Genomic DNA, 18,838 nt, shown 5'->3' on the forward strand with positions numbered 1-18,838 from the left:
CGCCGCGCGCCCCGAAAAAAGATACCGTGGATACGATAAAAAATGCCGCCCCGACCATGCCGTCTCCTGTTCGGTGCTTCGCGTGGTCGCCAGACACACCAGACAAGCATCGCCTGACACGTAAATCAAGCGACATCTGGTGCCAGCAAGGAATGCATCCCTGGGCGTCTTCCACCGAGCTGCTGTTTTTTCAGATAGCCCATTCAGCATACCCAGAGTTCTAATTCATGACAACCGAACTGGCTCTTGAATGTCTAATGGATTTACCTAGGTCGGCGCCGCCGTGGCGGGCCGCTTGTGCGGCGCAAACGCGCGACGGGAAGCGCGGCGAGAAGCGCGAGGGCGAGCGCAGGCGCCACGCCTGCGCGTGGACGGCCTGCAAACACGGTTGAAGATGGTGCGCTGCGACGCTCAGTAGCCGCGCAAGGTCGCCCAGCGCTGGGCGTGGAAGTTGGTGTCGCCGAGCAGGATCTGCGCGGCGCAGGCGCGCTTCATGTAGAAGCCGATTTCGAACTCGTCGGTCATGCCAATGCCGCCGTGCATCTGCACGGCCTCCTGCACCGCGAGCATCGCCGTGGACCCGGCGCGGGCTTTGGCCGCGGATACCAGCGCGATTGGCTGCGCCGGGCCGTCGTCGAGCAGTTGCTGGCTGCGCAGCACCGCCGCGCGCGTGATCTCGATCTCGCTGAACAGATGGGCAGCGCGATGCTGCAGCGCCTGGAACTCGCCGATGATCTTGCCGAACTGCTTGCGCTCTTTCAGGTATTGCAGCGTGCGCTCGAAGGCCTCGTCGGCAATGCCAACCAGCTCGGACGCCAGCGCCGCACGGGCGATATCGAGCGCGTGCTCAAGCATGGCCGCGCCGCTACCGGCCTCGCCCAGCACCGCGTCCGCCGCCACGCGCACATCCCGGAACTGCACGCGCGCGGCATTGCGGGCATCCGCCATCACGGTGCGCTCCACGGTAATGCCATCGGCGCCGCGCGGCACCAGGAAGAGCGTGACGCCATCACGGTCGTCTGCGTTGCCGCTGGTGCGGCCCACCACGATGAGCGTATCGGCAATATGCCCATCGATGACGAAGACCTTGGCTCCATCGAGCAAGAACCCGCCGTCATGCCGCACGGCGGCGAGCGCCTGGCGCTGCGGGCGGTGCGCCGCGCCCTCGTCGATCGCCAGCGCGGTCAGGTGCTTGCCAGCCGCGATGGCAGGCAGGAAATGCGCCTTCTGCGCTGCGCTGCCGCCCAGGGAAATCAACGAAGCGCCCAGCAAAGCGGTGGAGAAAAACGGCGTGGGGGCCAGCGTGCGGCCAAGCGCCTCCATCAGGACGCCCGCCTCCACCACGCCGAGCGCGCTGCCACCGTACTGCTCGGGTATCAGCACGCCGGCAAAGCCCAGTTCGGCAAACTCCCGCCAGAGGGCGGGCGAGAAGCCGGTGTCGTCCCGCGTGTCGCGCAGCTTGCGCAGCATCGGGATGGGTGCGCTTTCGCGCAGGAATGTCAGGGCGCTGTCCCGCAGCATTTCCTGGGTCTGATTCAATACGATTGCCATGGTCGGTCTCGAAACGTTCCAGCGTGGAGTCGGGGCGCTCAGGCGCCGGGCAGGCCGAGCAAGCGCTTGGCAACAATGTTGAGCTGCACTTCGCTCGTGCCGCCCTCGATGGAGTTGGCCTTGCTGCGCAGCCAGCCGCGCGCGGTGGCGCCATCGTTGCTGCGCTCGCTCTCCCATTCCAGGGCCTCGCTGCCCCCAATCGACATCAGCAGCTCATAGCGCCGCTTGTTCAGCTCCGACCCGTAGTACTTGAGCACCGACGAGAATGCGGCAGTGCCCTCGCCCTGCCGGGCCAGGTCTAGCGCGCGCTCCCCCGCCAGGGCGAATGCCGCTTCATCGATCTCAAAGGTGGCGATCTGCGCGCGCAGCATGGGCGCATCGACCTCACCGCGCTCGTTCTGGCCGAGCGTGTCGCGGGCCAGCTTGCCCATCGGCGGGCGCTGGCCGCGCCCGCCGATGCCGCTGATCATCTCGCGCTCATGGGTCAACAAGTACTTGGCGATGGCCCAGCCGCCGTTTTGCTCGCCCACCAGGTTGGCGCGCGGCACCACCACATCGTCAAAGAAGGTTTCGCAGAACGGCGACTTGCCGGAGATCAGCACGATGGGCCGCGCCGTCACGCCCGGCGTTTCCATGTCGAACAGCAAGAAGCTGATGCCTGTGTGCTTCTGCGCCGAAAAGTCGGTACGCACCAGGCAGAAGATCCAGTCCGCCTTGTCGGCGTACGACGTCCATACCTTCTGGCCGTTGACGACAAAGTGATCGCCGCGCTCGTCCGCGCGCGTTTGCAGCGAGGCCAGGTCCGACCCGGCATTGGGCTCCGAGTATCCCTGGCACCAGCGGATCTCGCCGCGGGCGATCCTGGGCAGATGCTCGCGCTTCTGCGCTTCCGAGCCAAAGCGGAGCAAGGCCGGGCCAAGCATCCAGATGCCGAAGCTTTGCAATGGCACGCGGCAGCCAAGCGCTTGCATTTCCTGGCGCAACACCTTGGCCTGCTCGCGGGAAAGGCCGCCGCCGCCATACTCGCGCGGCCACTCCGGCACCGTCCAGCCTTTCTCCCCCATGCGCGCGAGCCAGAGGCGCTGCGCCTCGGACTGGAAGCGGTACTTGCGCCCGCCCCAGCAGATGTCGTCTTCGTTGCGCACGGGCTGCCGCATTTCGGGCGGGCATTGCGCTTGCAGCCAGGCACGTACCTCCTGCCGGAAGGTTTCCAGGTCATCCACGCTTGTCTCCTGTTTTTTGGCTTGTCTTGTTTTGTTCTGATTTGGATTCGTTATATAAGCCCGACTTGGCAACGTCAATACTCAATTTCCAAAAATGAAAACGTGGCATGGCCAAACACCGCATCATTGCTGCCATGCATGCATTTACTGCCGATGTGATAGCATTCCCGAAAACATACCGTAACCACTAAACCGGCAAGCGAACCAAGCCGGTCCGCGCCCGTGGGGCGCAACCAGGAGACAATGTGGAGGCTGAAGCCAGCAGCGCGCCGCGCTGTGCCATCCTTGCCTTTCCCGGTGCCCGGGCGCCGGATCGCTCGCGCACCGTCAGCGCCGACGGCATCCGCATCGCCGTCCATGAGTGGGGCCCGATTGACGCCACGCCGATCCTGCTGGTGCATGGCGCCATGGATTTCGCGCGAACCTTCGATGTCTTCGCGCCGCTGCTGGCCGATGCCGGCTACCGCGTGGTGTCTTACGACCAGCGTGGCCACGGCGACTCCGAGCATGCCGACCTGTACAGCTGGGTCGCGGACGAGCGGGACCTGCTGGCGGTGGCCGACTCGGTCACGCGCGAGCCGCTGATCGCAATCGGCCATAGCAAAGGCGGCTCGTTGCTGGTGCATGCGATCCAGGCGCTGCCGCACCGCTTCACCCGCTTTGTCGCCATCGATGGCCTGCCCTTTCGCAATCCGCACGCGGACAGCGCCGTGCGCGACAAGAAGTCGATGACCGCGCCCATCATCACGCACTGGCTCGATACGCGCCGGCAAAGCCCGGGCCTCGCACGCAAGCCCGGCACCCTTGAAGAACTCGCCCGGCGGCGCGCCCGCATGAACCCGCGGCTGGCCCATGCATGGCTGTGCTACCTGGCCGCGCTCGGCGCGCGGCAGGATGCCGACGGCTGGCGCTGGAAGCTCGACCCGGTGATCGGCTCCTCCGGCTTTGGCCCCATGCGCGCGCGCTGGATGACCGACCGCCTGCCGGGCTTTCCCATTCCCATGCTGGCCATCTTCGGCACGCAGCGCGAGCCGATGGGGTGGGATGCCACCGCAGCCGACCTGGCGCCGTACTTCCCGCCCTCGACCCAGGTACAGGTGATGGCCGACACCGGGCACTTCATCCATATCGAGCAGCCACAAGAGACCGCGCAACACATCCTGCCCTTCCTCCGTTCATGACCCTCTACCTGCGCCACAATCGCCTGCGCCTTGCCCTGCATCCGCTCAAGACCGGCAGCGGGCCCGCGCTGCTGTTGCTGCACGGCCTGGGCGAGCGATCGCCGGACACATTGCCGGCGGAGTACGCCGGCTGGCCCGGCACGGTGCACGCACTGGATTTCACCGGGCACGGACGCTCGGACATTCCGCGCGGCGGTGGCTACAGCTGCGAGTTCCTGATGGCGGATGCGGATATCGCACTGGCGCACCTGGGCCCGTCGACCGTGGCGGGGCGCGGGCTGGGCGGCTATATCGCCTTGCTGCTGGCCGGCGCGCGCCCGGAGCAGGTGCGCGGCGCCATCCTGCGCGATGGCCCCGGCCTGGCCGGCGGCGGCACCGCCGCACGCAATCCGTATATCCCGGTGGTGGATACCACGCGCACCGGCCCGCCCGACCCGTACGCCATCGCCGACCTGGCAACTGACGTGCGCCCGCCGAGCTACGCGGCCAACTACGCGATGCTGGCCGCGCAGCACTCTGACACGCCGCAGCCGATCTCCGTGTGCACGCGCGAGCGCCCGGACTGGCTGAAAGCGGTGACAGAACTGCTCTCGCTGGAGAAGGTCGAACTGGACCAGGCGCTGCAACACTACGCGGCGCAGGCGGCGATGCGTGGAGACGCTCAGGCATGAAAGCGGAACTCGCCGCACAGGCCGCCCGTGGCACAAATGCCGGACATGGCGATGCGCACGCACTGGCGGAGGACAGCTTCCGCGCCCACGTACAGCAGCACCTGCCACGCAACGCACGCGCCTACCTGATCCACGGCATGCTGGGCATGACCGGCTTCCGGCTGGTGACCGCTCCCACCTTCGTGCCGGCCTATATCTACCTGCTGTCCGGCTCCAAGCTGGTGGTGGGGTGCGTGCTTGGCGCGCAGTACGCCGGCATGGCGATGTCCTCCATCTGGGGCGCCACGCAGATCGAGCATCGCCAGCGCGTGATGCCGCTGATCTACCTGGTGGGCTGGCTGGTGCGCCTGCAGATCCTCGGCCTGGGCTTGTCCGCCTTCCTGCTCTCGGGCGACGGCGCGCTGGCCGCCGCCGCCGGGTTCCTGCTGCTGTTCGGCCTGTTCAACGGCGTGCAGAACGTCACCTTCAACTACCTCACGTCCAAGATCATCCCGCTGGAGCGGCGGGGCGCGTTGAGTGCGTTCCGCAATTTCCTCGGCGGGCTGATCGCGGCGGCGGTGGCCTATCTGGGCGGCCGCTTCCTGGTTGGCGGCAATGTGTTCGGCAATGGCTACGCCACCACCTTCCTCACCGCCTTCGTCCTTACCAGCCTGGGCATCTCCGCGCTGACCCGCATGCGCGAGCCGGTGCTGCACGATGTACGCGTGCAATCGGGCTTTCGCCAGCGCCTGCGCGAAGTACCGGCGCTGCTGCGCGCGGACCAGCACTACGTGCGCTTCTTCGTGGCCCGCGCGCTGGTGGCGTTCAGCATGATGGCGGTGCCGTTCTATGCCATCTACGTTGGCAGCCATCTGCCGCTCTCGGGTGCCACGCTGGGCTACCTGAGCATTGCCTACCTGCTGGCGCAGACCACCAGCAACCTGATCTGGGGCCGCCTGGCCGACCGCCACGGCTATCGGCTGGTGTTCCTGTGCAGCATCGGGCTGTGGGTGCTGTCCACTGCCGCGCTGCTGCTCTGCGATGGCCTGGGCGCGTTCCTGCTGGTGTTCTGCGGGCTGGGTGCCAGCTTTGGCGGCTACTTTCTGTCCGCGGACAACTTTGCGCTGGAGTTCGGCAACCGGCGCGATCGCCCGATGCTGCTGGCGGTGTCGGATACGGCCACCTACACGATGATGGCGTGCGGGCCGATCCTCGGCGGCATGCTGGCGCAGGGGGTGCGCTTCTCGCTGGTGTTCGTCGCGGCCATGCTGGTCATGAGCATCGCCTTTGTGCTCGCCCTGCGGGTGGAGGAGCCGCGCCGCCGCCCGCGGCCGCAGCGCGAGGGCAACGCGTAGCGCCAACCTCAGGATTAACGGGATCAACGGGATCAACGGGATCAGGGATCACCAGGAGACAGGATGACATTCAGGACCTATCCGGAATTCAGCACGCACTACCCGCTTGTGCTCACCACGATCATGAAGCGCCCGGTGCGGATGTATCCCAACGAGATCGGCGTCGTCTACCGCAACCCCGCCACCGGCGAGTATTTCCGCTTTACCTGGATGCAGTGGTACCGGCGCGTGGCCCAGCTGGCCAACGGCCTGCGCGGCGAGCTCAAGGTGCAGGCCGGCATGCCTGGCGAACCTGGCGAGCGCATTGCCACGATGGCGCTCAACACCCACCGCCACCTGGAGCTGTACTATGGCGTGACAGGCATTGGCGCCACCTTGCACCCGATCAACGTCCGCCTGTCCCCGCAGCACATCGTCTACACCATCCGGCACGCGCAGGACAAGATCCTGTTTGTCGACGACACCCTGATGCCCTTGCTGGAGGGCATCTACGACCAGGTCAAGGATGTGGTCGAGCTGGTGGTCTATATGTCGGACAAGCCGGGGCTGCCGCAGACCCGCATCCCCAACCTGATCGAGTACGAAACGCTGATCGCCCGCCAGGCCGAGACCATCGAGTGGCCCGCCCTGCACGAGGACGTGAACGCCACGCTGTGCTACACCACCGGCACCACGGGCCAGCCGAAAGGCGCCACCTTCACGCACCGCCAGCTCTACCTGCTGACGATCCACATGATGGCGCAGCTCGCCATCGGCAACACGCCGGACCACGATATTGCCGATGGCCTGGGCACGCGGCTGGGCGAAGGCGCGGTGCCGCTGCTGAATACGCCGATGTTCCACATCCACGGCTGGGGGCAGCCTTTCGTCGCGGTCTATAGCGCGCAGAAGATCGTGCTGCACGGGACCTTTACCGTGCAGGGCTTCTGCGAGTTGGTGGAGCGCGAGAAGGTGACGTCGGTGGGTATCGTGGCGACCATCGCGGCCATGTTGCTCGAATACCCGGACCTGAGGAAGTACGACCTCAGCAGCCTGGTGCGCGTCAGCGTGGGCGGCGGCGCGCTGCCGCTCGGGCTCAAGCGCAAGCTGGAATCCCTGATCCCCACCTTCCGCATGAGTTCGGGCTACGGCATGACCGAGACCGCGCCCACCATCGTTGGCTCGTTCATCAAGAAGACCATGGTCCACCTGGACCGGGACGAGACCGATGCGGTGCTGGTCAAATCCGGCCTGCCGATTCTTGGCGTGGAGGTGGAGGTCATCGACGATAAAGGCAAGCCGGTGCCTCAGGACGACCACACGGTCGGCGAGATCGTGGTGCGCGCGCCCTGGGCAACCGGGCAGTACTACCGCAACCCCGAGAAAAGCGCGGAGTTGTGGCAAGACGGCTGGCTGCACACCGGCGACATCGCCAAGGTGGATGCCGAAGGCTATATCACCATCGCCGACCGCATGAAGGACGTGATCCGCAGCGGCGCGGAGATGGTGCCCACGGTGCTGCTGGAGAACCTGATCGCGATGGCCGATTTCGTGCACGAAGCGACGGTGGTCGGCGTACCGGATCCGGTCTGGGGCGAGAAGCCCTTGGCGCTGGTCAGCGTGCGCAACGGCTTTGAGGCCAGCGAGGACAGCGTCATCGATTTCCTGAAGGTGCACGGCGTCGAGACCGGCAAGATCACCAGGTGGATGCTGCCCAAGCTCGTCGCCATCACGCGGGACATCCCCAAGACCAGCGTAGGCAAGTACAACAAAAAGCAAATCCGCGATGACCTGGAGACATTCCTGGCCATCGCCAAGGACGTTTCGCATCGCCACCCCGACACACTGGAGTCCACACCCATGTCCGCTATCAACGCAGTCGCCGATCTCGCCGTGGAAGGCGAGATCGCCATCCTGACGCTCAACTCACCGCCAGTAAACGCACTGTCCGCCGCAGTGCGCGCCGGCATCCTCGCCGGCATCGAGCGCGCCATCGCCGACAGCAACGTCAGGGGCATCGTCCTGACCTGCGCGGGCAAGACCTTTATCGCCGGCGCCGACATCACCGAATTCGGCAAGCCGCCGGTTGGCCCGTCGCTGGCCGACGTGCAAGCCGCAATCGAAGGCTCGCCCAAGCCCGTGGTCGCCGCCATCCACGGCACCGCGCTGGGCGGCGGGCTGGAAGTCGCGCTGGTCTGCCACTATCGCGTGGCGGCCAGGTCCGCCAGATGCGGCCTGCCGGAGGTCAACCTCGGCCTGCTGCCCGGCGCTGGCGGCACACAACGCCTGCCCCGCATCGTCGGCCCCGCCAAGGCGCTCGATATGGTGACCTCGGGCGCCCACATCGGCGCGGCCGCGGCCGCGGAGATGGGGCTGTTCGACCTGGTGACCGAAGACGCCGCGCTGCGCGCCAGCGCCATTGCCTTCGCCAGGCAGGTCAACGCCGAGCAGCGCCCGCTGCGCAAGGTACGCGACCTCAACGAAAAAGTGGAAGCCGCGCGCGGCAAGCCGGAGCTGTTCGCCGACTTCCGCCGCGCCAACGCCCGCAAGTTCCGTGGCTTCGACGCGCCCGAGTACAACATCCGCTGCATCGAGGCCGCGGTCAACCTGCCCTTCGACGAAGGCATGAAGGTCGAGCGCAAGCTCTTCCTGGAGCTGATGAACGGCACGCAATCCGCCGCGCAGCGCTACTACTTCTTCGCCTCGCGCCAGGTCTGGAACGTGCCCGATGTGCCAGCCGACACACCGGTCATCGACGTGAAGAAGGTAGGCATCATCGGCGCGGGCACCATGGGCGGCGGCATCGCCATGAACATGCTCAACGCCGGCATTCCCGTCGTGATCGTGGAAACTGCGCAGCAAGCGCTGGACCGCGGCGTGCGCACCATCCGCGCCAACTACGACAACACCGCAAAAAAGGGCCGCATCACCGCCGCCGATGTCGACAGGCGCATGGCGCTGCTGACCCCGACGCTGGAACTCGGCCAGCTGGCCGACGCCGACCTGGTCATCGAAGCTGTCTATGAAAACATGGACGTGAAGAAGGACATCTTCGGCAAGCTCGACAAGATCGTGAAGCCCGGCGCCATCCTGGCCACCAACACCTCCGCGCTCGACGTCAACGAGATCGCCCGCGCCACGTCGCGCCCGGAATCCGTGATCGGCCTGCACTTCTTCTCGCCGGCCAACGTCATGAAGCTGCTGGAAGTGGTGCGCGGCGACAAGACCGCCAAACCCGTCATCCGCACGTCGATGGAGCTGGCCCGCAAGATCGGCAAGATCGCCGCGCTGGTGGGCGTGTGCCCGGGCTTTGTCGGCAACCGCATGCTCGCCCAGCGCCAGCGCGAAGCGCAGAAGCTCGTGCTCGAAGGCGCGCTGCCGTGGGACATCGACCGCGTGCTGTACAACTTCGGCTTCCCGATGGGCCCGTTCGCCATGAGCGACCTGGCCGGCCTGGACCTGGGCTGGATCCGCGAGAAATCCAGCAGCGCCACGCTGCGCGAGATCCTGTGCGAGATGGACCGCCGCGGCCAGAAAACCGGCGCGGGCTACTACGACTACGACGAGAAGCGCAATGCCATCCCCTCGCCCGTGGTCGAGGGGATCATCCGCGACTTTGCCGCCAGGCAGGGCAAGACCAGCCGCGTGGTCTGCGAGCAGGAGATCCTGGAGCGCTGCATCTACCCGATGATCAACGAAGGCGCAAAGATCCTGGAAGAAGGCAAGGCCATCCGCGCCTCCGACATCGATGTGGTGTGGGTCAACGGCTATGGCTGGCCGGTGTACCGAGGCGGCCCGATGTGCTATGCGGACACGATCGGGCTGGACAAGGTGCTGGCGGTCATGAAGAACTTCGAGGCGACGCTCGGCGCGGACTTCAAGCCGGCCAGGCTGCTCGAGGACCTGGTTGCGCAGGGCAAGAAGTTCAGCGACCTGAAGTAGGCAGTTCCGGCGCTGCGTGCTGATGCGCCCCCTTGGCCGGCCCGGCCTTGGGGGCCATGTAGCGCCGCAACTCCACCCACTGCCACGACAGCAGCGCCGGGATGCCGAAGAGCACCTCGCGCGCGCGCTTGACCAGTGCCAGCGACAATGCCACCTGCGGGTCGACGCCAAGCAGGTGCCCCAGCAGCAGCATCACGGCCTCCTGCACGCCAAGGCCGGCCGGCACGAAGAAGGCCACATGGCGCACGGCCTGCGTCAGTGACTCGATCGCCAGCGCCTGCCAGAGCGGGACGGGATGGCCCAGCAGCCACAGCGCGAACCAGATCTCCGCCGCGCCCAGGGCAAGGCCGGCGAACTGCCAGCACAGCGCGGCCAGCAATTCGCGGCGGCGCGCATTCAGCGCACGGATCTGCGCGTCGAGCCGGGCGCCGTCGATCAGCGCGACCACCCGGTGGTCCGTGCCGAACAAGCGACGCGCGGCGCCCTCCAGCCGCTCGAACAGCGCGCTATGGCGCAGCGAGAGCGCAAACAACACTGGCACCGGCAAGGACAGCAGCAAGCCAGCCAGGATCACCCAGGCGTGGCCATCGCCGTCACCGAGCGCCAACAGCAGCAACACCACGCCGAGCGCGGAGAACAGGTACTGTGCGAACAGCGTCACCATGACTTCCACCACGATGCTGGCGGTCACCGCCGTGGTATCCGTAATGCGCAAGCGGGTCAGCCGGATGCCAACCAGCTCGCCACCCACACCCACGGTGGGCAGCAGCCGGTTGACCGCCTCGCGCACGGTGGCCACCCACCAAAGGAAGGCAAGGCCAGCGGACTCATCGGGATCGGCTGACGTCAGCAACACCCGCCAGCCTTGCGCGTCCAGCAGCAGCGGCAGGGCGTGGAAGGGCACGAGCAGCAGCAGCGGCCAGCCGGCCTGGCCAACGATGTGGCCAATGTCGGCCGCGCCTTCGTGCAGCACCAGTGCGCTCAGGGCTAGCAAGCCCAAAAGGCCGGTCAGGTAGATCAGGCGCTTCATGCGGGGGCCAGGGCACCAGGCGCGCCAAAGATGTCGGTAAAGCCGCCGCTGCGCACGCCGGCTCGCTCCAGCGTCTCGCGCACGCGGGGCGACAGCAGCGCGGCCAGCTCGTCGGCATGGCGATAGCCATGCATGCTAGGTGCCACCTCGGCGCCGGAGACCACGCCGGGATGCAGGTAGATCTCGCCCACGCCCGCCGGCAGCTCCGCCAGCGCAGCCAGCAAGGTGGCTTCGTCCATGCGGCCGCTATTGGCGATGCCAAGCACGTAGTCGTTGTGGGCAATGCCGGCCAGGTCCAGCCGCCGGCGCAGCAGGGTCAGCCAGGGCCGCAGCAACAGCGGCGCCGCAGGCTCGCTGGGCAGGCGCATGGCGCGCAGGCCGAACTCGCGGCCGATCCGCAAGATCAGGGACAGCACGGTGGGATGCAAGTGGAAATGCTTGTGGGTGTTCACGTGGTCCAGCGTCAGCCCGGTGGCGGCGAACGCCTCGAACTGGGCGCGGATCTCCGCGGCCAGCTGGCGCCGCACATGCGGCAGAAAGAAAAAGCGGAAGCCGTCGCGCGCCATGGCCGAGCCGAAGCGGCCATGCGCATCCACCAGCGCCGGGATGGCAGCCGGGGCCAGCACCGCCGGGCCGTCAGCCAGCACCACATGCAGGCCCACGCGCAAGCGCGGCAGGCGCCTGGCGCGCGCCACCGCGTCGGCGGCCGCGCTCGCGCCCACCATCAGGCTGGCGGCGTTGAGCACACCATCGCGGTGCGCCAGCTCCACCGCTTCGTTGACACCGCCGTGCAGGCCGAAATCGTCGGCGGTGATGATCAGGGCACGCCGCGCAGGATCAGACGCCACAGGATCGCTCGCCAGGGTCAGGCCTCGTGCGAGCGCAGGAATCGGAAGAACTCCACCCCTTCGCGCAGGCGGCGCTTCATCATGTCCCAGCTGCCCAGCATCTCGCGCACGATTTCCCAGATCTTGCCCGGACGGAAGTAGAAGCGCTTATAGAAGGTTTCCACGCCATGGTAGATCTCTTCCTTGCTCAGGTGCGGATAGCTGATCGCGGCCAGCTGCACGCCCTTGTCGTTGACCAGGTTGATGACCTTGTTGTCTTCCAGCCAGCCGTTTTCCACCGCCTGCCGGTATAGCGTGGTGCCCGGATAGGGCGCTGCCAGCGAGACCTGGATCGTGTGCGGGTTGATGTCCTTCGCGTAGGCGATGGTCTTCTCGATCGTCTCGCGGGTCTCGCCGGGCAGGCCGAGGATGAAGGTGCCGTGGATGATGATGCCGAGCTTGCGGCAGTCCTCGGTGAAACGACGCGCGATATCGGTGCGCAGGCCCTTCTTGATATTGAGCAGGATCTGGTCGTCGCCGGACTCGTAGCCCACCAGCAGCAAGCGCAGGCCGTTCTCCTTCATGATCTTGAGCGTGCTGTAGGGCACGTTGGCCTTGGCATTGCAGGACCACGTCACGCCCAGCTTGCCCAGCCCGCGCGCGATCTCCTCCACCCGCGGCTTGAAATCCGTGAAGGTGTCGTCGTCGAACATGATCTCCTTGACCTCGGGCATGTTCTCCTTGATCCACTTGACCTCGGCGATCACGTTCTCCGGGGAGCGCGTGCGATAGCGGTGCCCGCCCACGGTCTGCGGCCACAGGCAGAAGGTGCACTTGGAGCGGCAGCCGCGCCCGGTATAGATCGAGACGTAGGGGTGCTTCAGGTAGCCGATGAAGTAGTTGTCGATCTTCAGGTCGCGCTGGTAGATGGGTGCCACGAAGGGCAACTCATCCATGTTCTCGATCATCGGGCGCGGGCCGTTGTGCTCCTGCGAGCCATCGGGCAGCTTGTAGCTCAGGCCAAGCACGTCCTTGAGCGGCTTGCCGGCGGCCACCTCCTGGCAGGTGTAGTCGAATTCCTCGCGGCACACGAAATCGATGGCGGGGCTCGCGCCGAGCGTGCCGCCGGGGTCGACGGCGGGCTTGGCGCCCACCATGCCGATCATCACCCCGGGGTGGCGTGCCTTGAGTTCTTCCGCGAACTTGGCATCGGTGGGAAAGGACGGCGTGCTGGTATGGATGATGACCAGTTCATAGCCGGCGGCGATATCCAGCGTTTCCTGCACACCCAGGCCGTCGGCGGGCGCGTCGAGCACGCGGCTGTCCGGCACCAGGGCGGCGGGCTGCGCCAGCCACGTCGGGTACCAGAACGATTTGATCTCGCGCTTGGCTTGGTAGCGCGAGCCGGCGCCGCCGTCAAAGCCATCGAAGGAAGGCACCTGGAGGAAGAGGGTTTTCATAGCAGCCTCGGGGGATTCAAGCCGTTTGTCGAACGGGACGACTGGCGTTCCGGCACGCCATTGTCTGTCCCCTCCGTCATCAAGGGAAGGGGGCGACGCGTTACGCGAGCACCCTGGTAAGGTTCCATGGCCGCACGCGCCACCGGCGCGCGCGGCTGCGGCGGCGCGTCGGCTGTGGGCGGGTCTCGCACCGGCAATATCCGATCGCGCCAGCGCACCTGCGAACCAGCCAGTGCAACCGCCCACTCCACGAGCAGCAGGGTATCACGCAGCGGCGCCATCAGCGCGGCGCCGATGCGCCCGGCCAGGATGCTGCGCGCCAACCCGCCCACCAGCACCGCGGCCAGCACCAGCGGCTGCGGCGAAAGCCAGGCGGCCAGCGCCAGCATCGGCCAGGTGAACGTGATGAAGGTGAAGGCGAAGCCAGCCGGATTGAGCGAGCGGATGGTGCGCATCCACCGCAATTCATGCGCCCAGAGATCAGAAAGACTGGATTCCGTCACATCGGTGGTGACCATCTCATCCGACAGCACTGTCTCCAGACCCCGCCGCCGAACCAGCTCGCCCAGCCAGAAATCGTCAGCAAGCCGGTTGGAAAGCGCTTCGAACCCGCCAATTGCGGCCAGCGCGTCACGCCGCATGGCAATGGTGGCGCCAAAGCAAAAACTGCGGGAGCCGCCCGCGTGGGCGATCCGCACCGAAGGCGCGAACCAGTGGTCGATAAATCCCGCCCCCAGGCGCGACCAGAAGCCGCCGACCGGATGGCCGCGATACAGGCAAGTCACCACACCGACCGGGGCATCGGCCAGGGGGGCGGTAACGCGTGCCAGATAATCCGGCGCCACGGCAATGTCGCTATCGGCGACCACCAGCCATGCGTGGCGCGCGCTGGCGCAAAGGTTGATCAGGTTGCTGGCCTTGAGATTGCTGCCATGCACCCGGGGATCGATGACCAGGTCGATCTCGCAGGCGGGGAAATCGGCGCGCAAGCGCTCCACCACGCCAATGGCAGGATCGTCGGCGGCGCGTACGCCAAACACGATCTGGTAGGCGGGGTGCTGCTGTCGGCACAAGGTGGCCAGGTTTTCGTAGAGACGAGGCTCGGCGCCGCACAGTGGCTTGAGCACGCTCACCGGGCGAAGGCTCGCGCTATCCGGGGCTACGCAGGCGGGGGCTGGGCCGGGCGAGGACCGTCGGCTGATCCACGCCGCCGCCACGGCATATCCTGCCGCGAGCCATGCCACTGCCGGACCAGCAAGCCCTCCCAACGTCATCTCGGCCAGCCCTCAAATAAGGTTTTGACTAAAGTTGTACGGTATAGCGCAAATACTTAAGGAAGTATTAAGGCGAAATATGACGTACAGAAGTTATTTCGTCCACTAGTAAGATCGCGGATGGCGTGGGGACAACGTGGAGTACCCAAAGTGGACGAGAAAGATATTGATAACAATTCTTGTTAATTCCATTTTTATCGGAAGGACCAGGCCCGGGGACAGGCCCTGAGCGCCAGCTACGCTCAGAGCGCCTCGCCCTCCTTGAGCACGCCCGCCGCCCGCAAGGACGCGTCGAGCCAGGCCGGGCGCAATGCCTGGCCTGACCGGATGCCGTCGATCCGCTTTCGCTCCGCCGTCACCTTCTCGGCCGCCCTCCCGATCAGCCCGGCCACCTTTTCGCGCTCGATCACCACCACGCCATCGGCGTCGCCGATCACAAGATCACCGGCCCTGACCGTGACGCCGCCGCATTGAATCGGATGGTTGACGCGGCCGGGCACAAGCTTGGTGGGACCATTTGGATTTGTGCCAACGGAATACATCGGAAAGCCCAGTTCACGAATCTCATCGGCGTCGCGCGATGCCGCGTCCAGCACCACCGCCGCCACGCCAAGCGCCTTGCACTGGTTCGTCATGATGGCACCCATCAGCGCGCACGACTGGTCGCCCTTGCCGTCCACCACAATCACGTCGCCTGGCTTTGCGAGCGCCATGGCGGCGTGAATCATCAGGTTGTCCCCCGGCCGGACTTCGACCGTGAGCGCGGTCCCGCAGAAGCGGCTCGCGCGGTCGAGCGGTGCGATGCGCCCGTGCATGCCGCCCCGGCGCCCCGCCACATCCGCGAAGATCGAAGCGGCGAACCGAGACGCCTGCTCGATCAGGTCCGGGCGAACACGCTCGAAGTCCCGGACCATATCCGGCAGGCTGCCCTCGACGTCCATGTCGACGTCCATGTCGATGTCCATGTCGATGTCCATGCCGTGTCTCCTTAGTTCAGCGTGACGTTGGCTTCTTTGATCACGCTGACCCATTTGCGCTTGTCGGTGGCCAGGAACTCGCGGAATTTATCCGACGTGCTGCCAACCACCTCCATGCCGTCCTGGCTCAGGCGCTGCGCAATCTCCGGCTGGCGCAGCACCTGCGCCACGTCGTGCTGCAAACGCGCCACCACGCTGGCCGGCGTGCCCTTGGCCGCGCAAAGCCCGGTCCACGCCACGGGGTCAAACCCCGGCACGCCCGACTCCGCGAATGTCGGCACGTCGGGCAGCGATTGCAGGCGCTGCAGCGACGCCACGCCAAGCACGCGCAGCTTTCCGGATTTCGCGTAAGGCAATGAGCTGATGGGCTGATCGAAGATCAGGGAGACCTGGCCGCCGAGCAGGTCCGTCATCGCCTGGCCCGTGCCCTTGTAAGGCACATGGACAATGTTGATGCCGGCACGCAGCTTGAGCATCTCGCCCGCGAGGTGGCCCGCCGTGCCATTACCGGACGAAGCAAAGTTCAGTTTGCCCGGATTGGCCTTGGCATACGCGATCAGCTCCCTGACGTTGTGGATGGGCAGCGCCGCGTTGACCAGCGCGATATATGGCGTGTTGGCGATCAGGGACACCGGAATGATGTCGGTCTGCGGATCGTAGCTGACCTTCTGCAAGGACGGCTGGATGGACAGCATCCCCGTGGTGCAGATCATCAGCGTGTGGCCATCGGCTGGCGCCTTGAGCATGGTGTCGGCCGCGATGTTGCCGCCGGCGCCGGGGCGGTTGTCGATCAGCACCTGCTGGCCCAGGGCCTCGGACAGCTTGGGCGCAAGCAGACGGGCGACGATATCGTTCGAGCCACCAGGAGAAAAGCCCACAAGGATGCGGATCGGCCTCGAGGGATACGCGGGCTCGCCATGGGCAGCCGTGGCAAGCAGCGGCAAGCCCGCCGCGACGAGGCGAAGACACTTCAGCAGAAAGTTCATGGTGCGCCCTGGTGGATGGAGTCAAGGAAGGTCGTGCGATGCCTAGCGAATCAATGCGGCGGCCGCGGCTTCGATCCGGCGGCAGCCCTCGTCCAGTTGCGCCATGCTGGCGGCAAACGAAAGCCGGAAGTGCGTATCGACGCCGTAGGCGGAGCCCTGCAGTACCGCCAGATCCTGCGAGTCCAGCACCCAGTTGACCCAGTCGTCGCTGGACCGGATCACCGAGCCGTGCGGCGTGCGCGCGCCGATCAGCGCTTCGCACGAAGCAAAGACATAGAAGGCGCCGGCTGGCGCCTGGCAGTGAATGCCGTCGACCTGCCCGAGCGCGGCAACGACCCTGTCCCGGCGCGCCTGGAACACCGCCTTGTTGGCCGCGATGAAGTCCTGCGGGCCGTCCAGCGCCGCGATCGCCGCGGCCTGCGCCACCGCATTGGCACCGGACGTGCTTTGCGATTGCAGCTTCACCATCGCCTTGATGAGCGGCGCAGGCGCGCCGGCGTAGCCGATGCGCCAGCCCGTCATCGCGTAGGCTTTCGAGACGCCGTTGATGGTCAGCGTGCGCGCCTTCAGTGACGGAGCGGCTTGCGCCAGCGTGACAAAGGCGGCGCCGTCGTAAGTGAGGTGCTCGTAGATGTCATCCGTCATCACCCAGACGTGCGGGTGACGCTCCAGTACCTCGGCAATGGCAACCAGCTCCGTGCGGGTATAGGCGGCGCCGCTGGGGTTGTTCGGCGAATTGAGGATCAGCCAGCGAGTGCGCGCGGAGATGGCACGCTCGAGCTCCTCGGGCGTGAGCTTGAACCCGTTCTCCGCCTGGCATGCCACGAACACCGGCACGCCACCGGCAAACAGCGTGATATCCGGGTACGACACCCAGTATGGCGCGGGCACGATGACCTCGTCGCCCTGTTGCACCGTGCACATGAGCGCATTGAAGATGACCTGCTTGGCGCCGGTGCTGACGATGATCTCGCTGGCCGCATAGTCGAGACCGTTCTCCCGCTTGAATTTTTGCGCGGCGGCGTGGCGCAGCTCGGCCGTGCCCCCCACATCGGTGTAGCGCGTCTTGCCGGCTTGCATCGCACGCCAGGCGGCTTCCCGGATGTGGGCCGGGGTCTCGAAGTCCGGCTCCCCGGCGGTGAGGCCGATCACATCGCGCCCCGCGGCGCGGAGCTCCCGCACGCGTTGGCCCGCCATGGAACTGGGAGAGGGCTTGATTCGGTTGAGTCGGTCGGTGAGCGAAAGCATGCGGCGTGGCCATGGAAGGGATCTTGCGAGAAAGTATCCGCCACCGCGCCGGCCCGGCAAAACGAGAAATCGGATTGCGCCGGTATTCCATTTTTTCGTGATGATGGCATCGTTGGTGCGAGAATATGTCGCCGCACAGAATCGGGAAATCCAATGTCAGTCACGTTCAAGCAACTCGAAGCCTTCTACTCCTGTGTGACGCATGCATCCTTCAGCTCGGCGGCGACCAAGCTCCACGCGACGCAATCGGCCATGTCCAAGCGTGTCGGCGAACTGGAGGCGATCCTGGGCGTGCAACTCGTCCACCGCACGCCAAAGGGCCTCGTGCCCACCCATGCCGGCAGCCGGCTCCTGACCCTCGCCGAAGACGCCATGCGGCTGCGCGAGCGGATCAATGCCGAGGTCGGGCAGGTCGACAAGCTCACCGGCACCTACCGCATCGGCGTCACCGAGCTCATCGCGCTGACCTGGCTGACCAAGCTGCTCAAGGAACTCAAGAACCGGCATCCAGACCTTCAACTGGAACCGGTGGTCGATGCGGGCATGAACTTGTTCGAAGGCCTGGAGGCAAACAAGATCGACCTGGCGATCCTGCCGGGCACGTTCTGGGGCGAAGCCTACAAGACGGTGGAGGTCGGCCGCGTGGAAGATCTGTGGATGGCAAGCCCCAACCTCGCGTTACCCGACAGGCCGCTGCGCCCCGAAGAATTTGCCCGGTATCCCGTGCTGGAGCAATCCATCGGGTCCGCGAAGAACACCTTCTACGGCGCTTGGCGCCGGGAGCATGGATTCAGGTTCAAGAAGGTATTTGCCACCAACAGCCTGACCGTATTGAGAGCACTGACCATCGAAGGACTCGGCATCAGCCAGCTTGCCCTGGACTACTTCGCCACGGATATCGAGCGAGGGCTCCTGCGCGTGGTAAAGAGCGACCCCATGCCACCGCCCCTGGTTTACTCCGCCGTGTACCGGGACGATGCCTTCAGCGCGGCGCTGGATGTCATTGCCGAGGTCGGCCGGCTTGTGTGCGACTTCTCGCGCGGACCGCATGATCTTGCGGTGACGCGGTGAGCGCCTGTTGCGCCGTCAGTTCGATGCGCTCGCCTGCTGCTGTAACCAAGAGACGCTATCGCTTCCGCAGGCGTGATTGCTCGA

14 protein-coding genes and 1 pseudogene are annotated in these 18,838 nt (G+C 66.0%); 6 read left to right on the forward strand and 9 right to left on the reverse strand.

Annotated features, from left to right (window positions below; translation table 11 throughout):
* Nucleotides 1-411 precede the first annotated feature (411 nt).
* Both RR42_RS35240 and RR42_RS35245 read right to left on the reverse strand, forming a co-directional pair.
* Complete coding sequence (locus RR42_RS35240) at nt 412-1,551, reverse strand: acyl-CoA dehydrogenase family protein (protein ID WP_043356858.1); 1,140 nt, start codon at nt 1,549-1,551, stop codon at nt 412-414.
* 38 nt (nt 1,552-1,589) lie between these two features.
* Nucleotides 1,590-2,774 (reverse strand): acyl-CoA dehydrogenase family protein, encoded by a 1,185-nt coding sequence (locus RR42_RS35245; protein WP_043356860.1) that lies wholly within the window; start codon nt 2,772-2,774, stop codon nt 1,590-1,592.
* A gap of 245 nt (nt 2,775-3,019) precedes the next feature.
* Between RR42_RS35245 and RR42_RS35250 the strand changes: the two genes are divergently transcribed.
* The 5 genes and pseudogenes from RR42_RS35250 to RR42_RS35270 all read left to right on the forward strand — a co-directional run bounded on the left by RR42_RS35250 (nt 3,020) and on the right by RR42_RS35270 (nt 9,881).
* Nucleotides 3,020-3,955, forward strand: coding sequence for an alpha/beta fold hydrolase (locus tag RR42_RS35250; protein WP_043356861.1), 936 nt, complete (start codon nt 3,020-3,022; stop codon nt 3,953-3,955).
* Entirely contained in the window at nt 3,952-4,626 is a 675-nt protein-coding gene (locus RR42_RS35255) for an alpha/beta fold hydrolase (protein ID WP_043356863.1), read from the forward strand. Before RR42_RS35250 ends, RR42_RS35255 begins: the two co-directional genes overlap by 4 nt.
* Complete coding sequence (locus tag RR42_RS35260; protein WP_043356864.1) at nt 4,623-5,960, forward strand: MFS transporter; 1,338 nt, start codon at nt 4,623-4,625, stop codon at nt 5,958-5,960. Before RR42_RS35255 ends, RR42_RS35260 begins: the two co-directional genes overlap by 4 nt.
* A gap of 63 nt (nt 5,961-6,023) precedes the next feature.
* Nucleotides 6,024-7,724, forward strand: a pseudogene (locus tag RR42_RS35265) (long-chain-fatty-acid--CoA ligase); the annotation flags it as partial.
* A gap of 75 nt (nt 7,725-7,799) precedes the next feature.
* Nucleotides 7,800-9,881, forward strand: a complete 2,082-nt coding sequence (locus RR42_RS35270) for a 3-hydroxyacyl-CoA dehydrogenase NAD-binding domain-containing protein (protein WP_043358485.1) — start codon at nt 7,800-7,802, stop codon at nt 9,879-9,881.
* Here the strand turns inward: RR42_RS35270 and RR42_RS35275 are convergent.
* From RR42_RS35275 to RR42_RS35305, 7 genes are all read right to left on the reverse strand, one after another.
* Complete coding sequence (locus RR42_RS35275; protein WP_052495187.1) at nt 9,865-10,911, reverse strand: lysylphosphatidylglycerol synthase domain-containing protein; 1,047 nt, start codon at nt 10,909-10,911, stop codon at nt 9,865-9,867. The genes RR42_RS35270 and RR42_RS35275 overlap by 17 nt on opposite strands.
* A complete protein-coding gene (gene hpnK / locus RR42_RS35280; RefSeq protein ID WP_043356866.1) occupies nt 10,908-11,759 on the reverse strand; it encodes a hopanoid biosynthesis-associated protein HpnK in 852 nt (283 codons plus the stop codon). The genes RR42_RS35275 and hpnK overlap by 4 nt, the downstream gene beginning before the upstream one ends.
* Nucleotides 11,760-11,776: 17 nt before the next feature.
* A complete protein-coding gene (gene hpnJ, locus RR42_RS35285) occupies nt 11,777-13,198 on the reverse strand; it encodes a hopanoid biosynthesis associated radical SAM protein HpnJ (RefSeq protein WP_043356867.1) in 1,422 nt (473 codons plus the stop codon).
* Complete coding sequence (gene hpnI / locus RR42_RS35290) at nt 13,195-14,472, reverse strand: bacteriohopanetetrol glucosamine biosynthesis glycosyltransferase HpnI (protein ID WP_082055218.1); 1,278 nt, start codon at nt 14,470-14,472, stop codon at nt 13,195-13,197. The genes hpnJ and hpnI overlap by 4 nt, the downstream gene beginning before the upstream one ends.
* A gap of 242 nt (nt 14,473-14,714) precedes the next feature.
* A complete protein-coding gene (locus RR42_RS35295) occupies nt 14,715-15,449 on the reverse strand; it encodes an RraA family protein (RefSeq protein ID WP_419188901.1) in 735 nt (244 codons plus the stop codon).
* A gap of 11 nt (nt 15,450-15,460) precedes the next feature.
* Entirely contained in the window at nt 15,461-16,435 is a 975-nt protein-coding gene (locus RR42_RS35300) for a Bug family tripartite tricarboxylate transporter substrate binding protein (protein ID WP_043356870.1), read from the reverse strand.
* A gap of 42 nt (nt 16,436-16,477) precedes the next feature.
* Nucleotides 16,478-17,683 carry a pyridoxal phosphate-dependent aminotransferase gene (locus RR42_RS35305; RefSeq protein WP_043356872.1) on the reverse strand — a complete coding sequence of 402 codons (1,206 nt, stop codon included), beginning with the start codon at nt 17,681-17,683 and terminating at the stop codon, nt 16,478-16,480.
* A 153-nt stretch (nt 17,684-17,836) separates the two neighbouring features.
* On the opposite strand from RR42_RS35305, the gene RR42_RS35310 reads away from it, so the two are divergent.
* On the forward strand, nt 17,837-18,754 hold the full coding sequence (locus RR42_RS35310; protein WP_043356875.1) for a LysR family transcriptional regulator: 918 nt from the start codon (nt 17,837-17,839) through the stop codon (nt 18,752-18,754).
* The last annotated feature ends 84 nt before the right edge of the window (nt 18,755-18,838 follow it).

It is taken from the genome of Cupriavidus basilensis (assembly GCF_000832305.1).
GTDB classification, from domain to species: Bacteria; Pseudomonadota; Gammaproteobacteria; order Burkholderiales; family Burkholderiaceae; genus Cupriavidus; species Cupriavidus basilensis_F.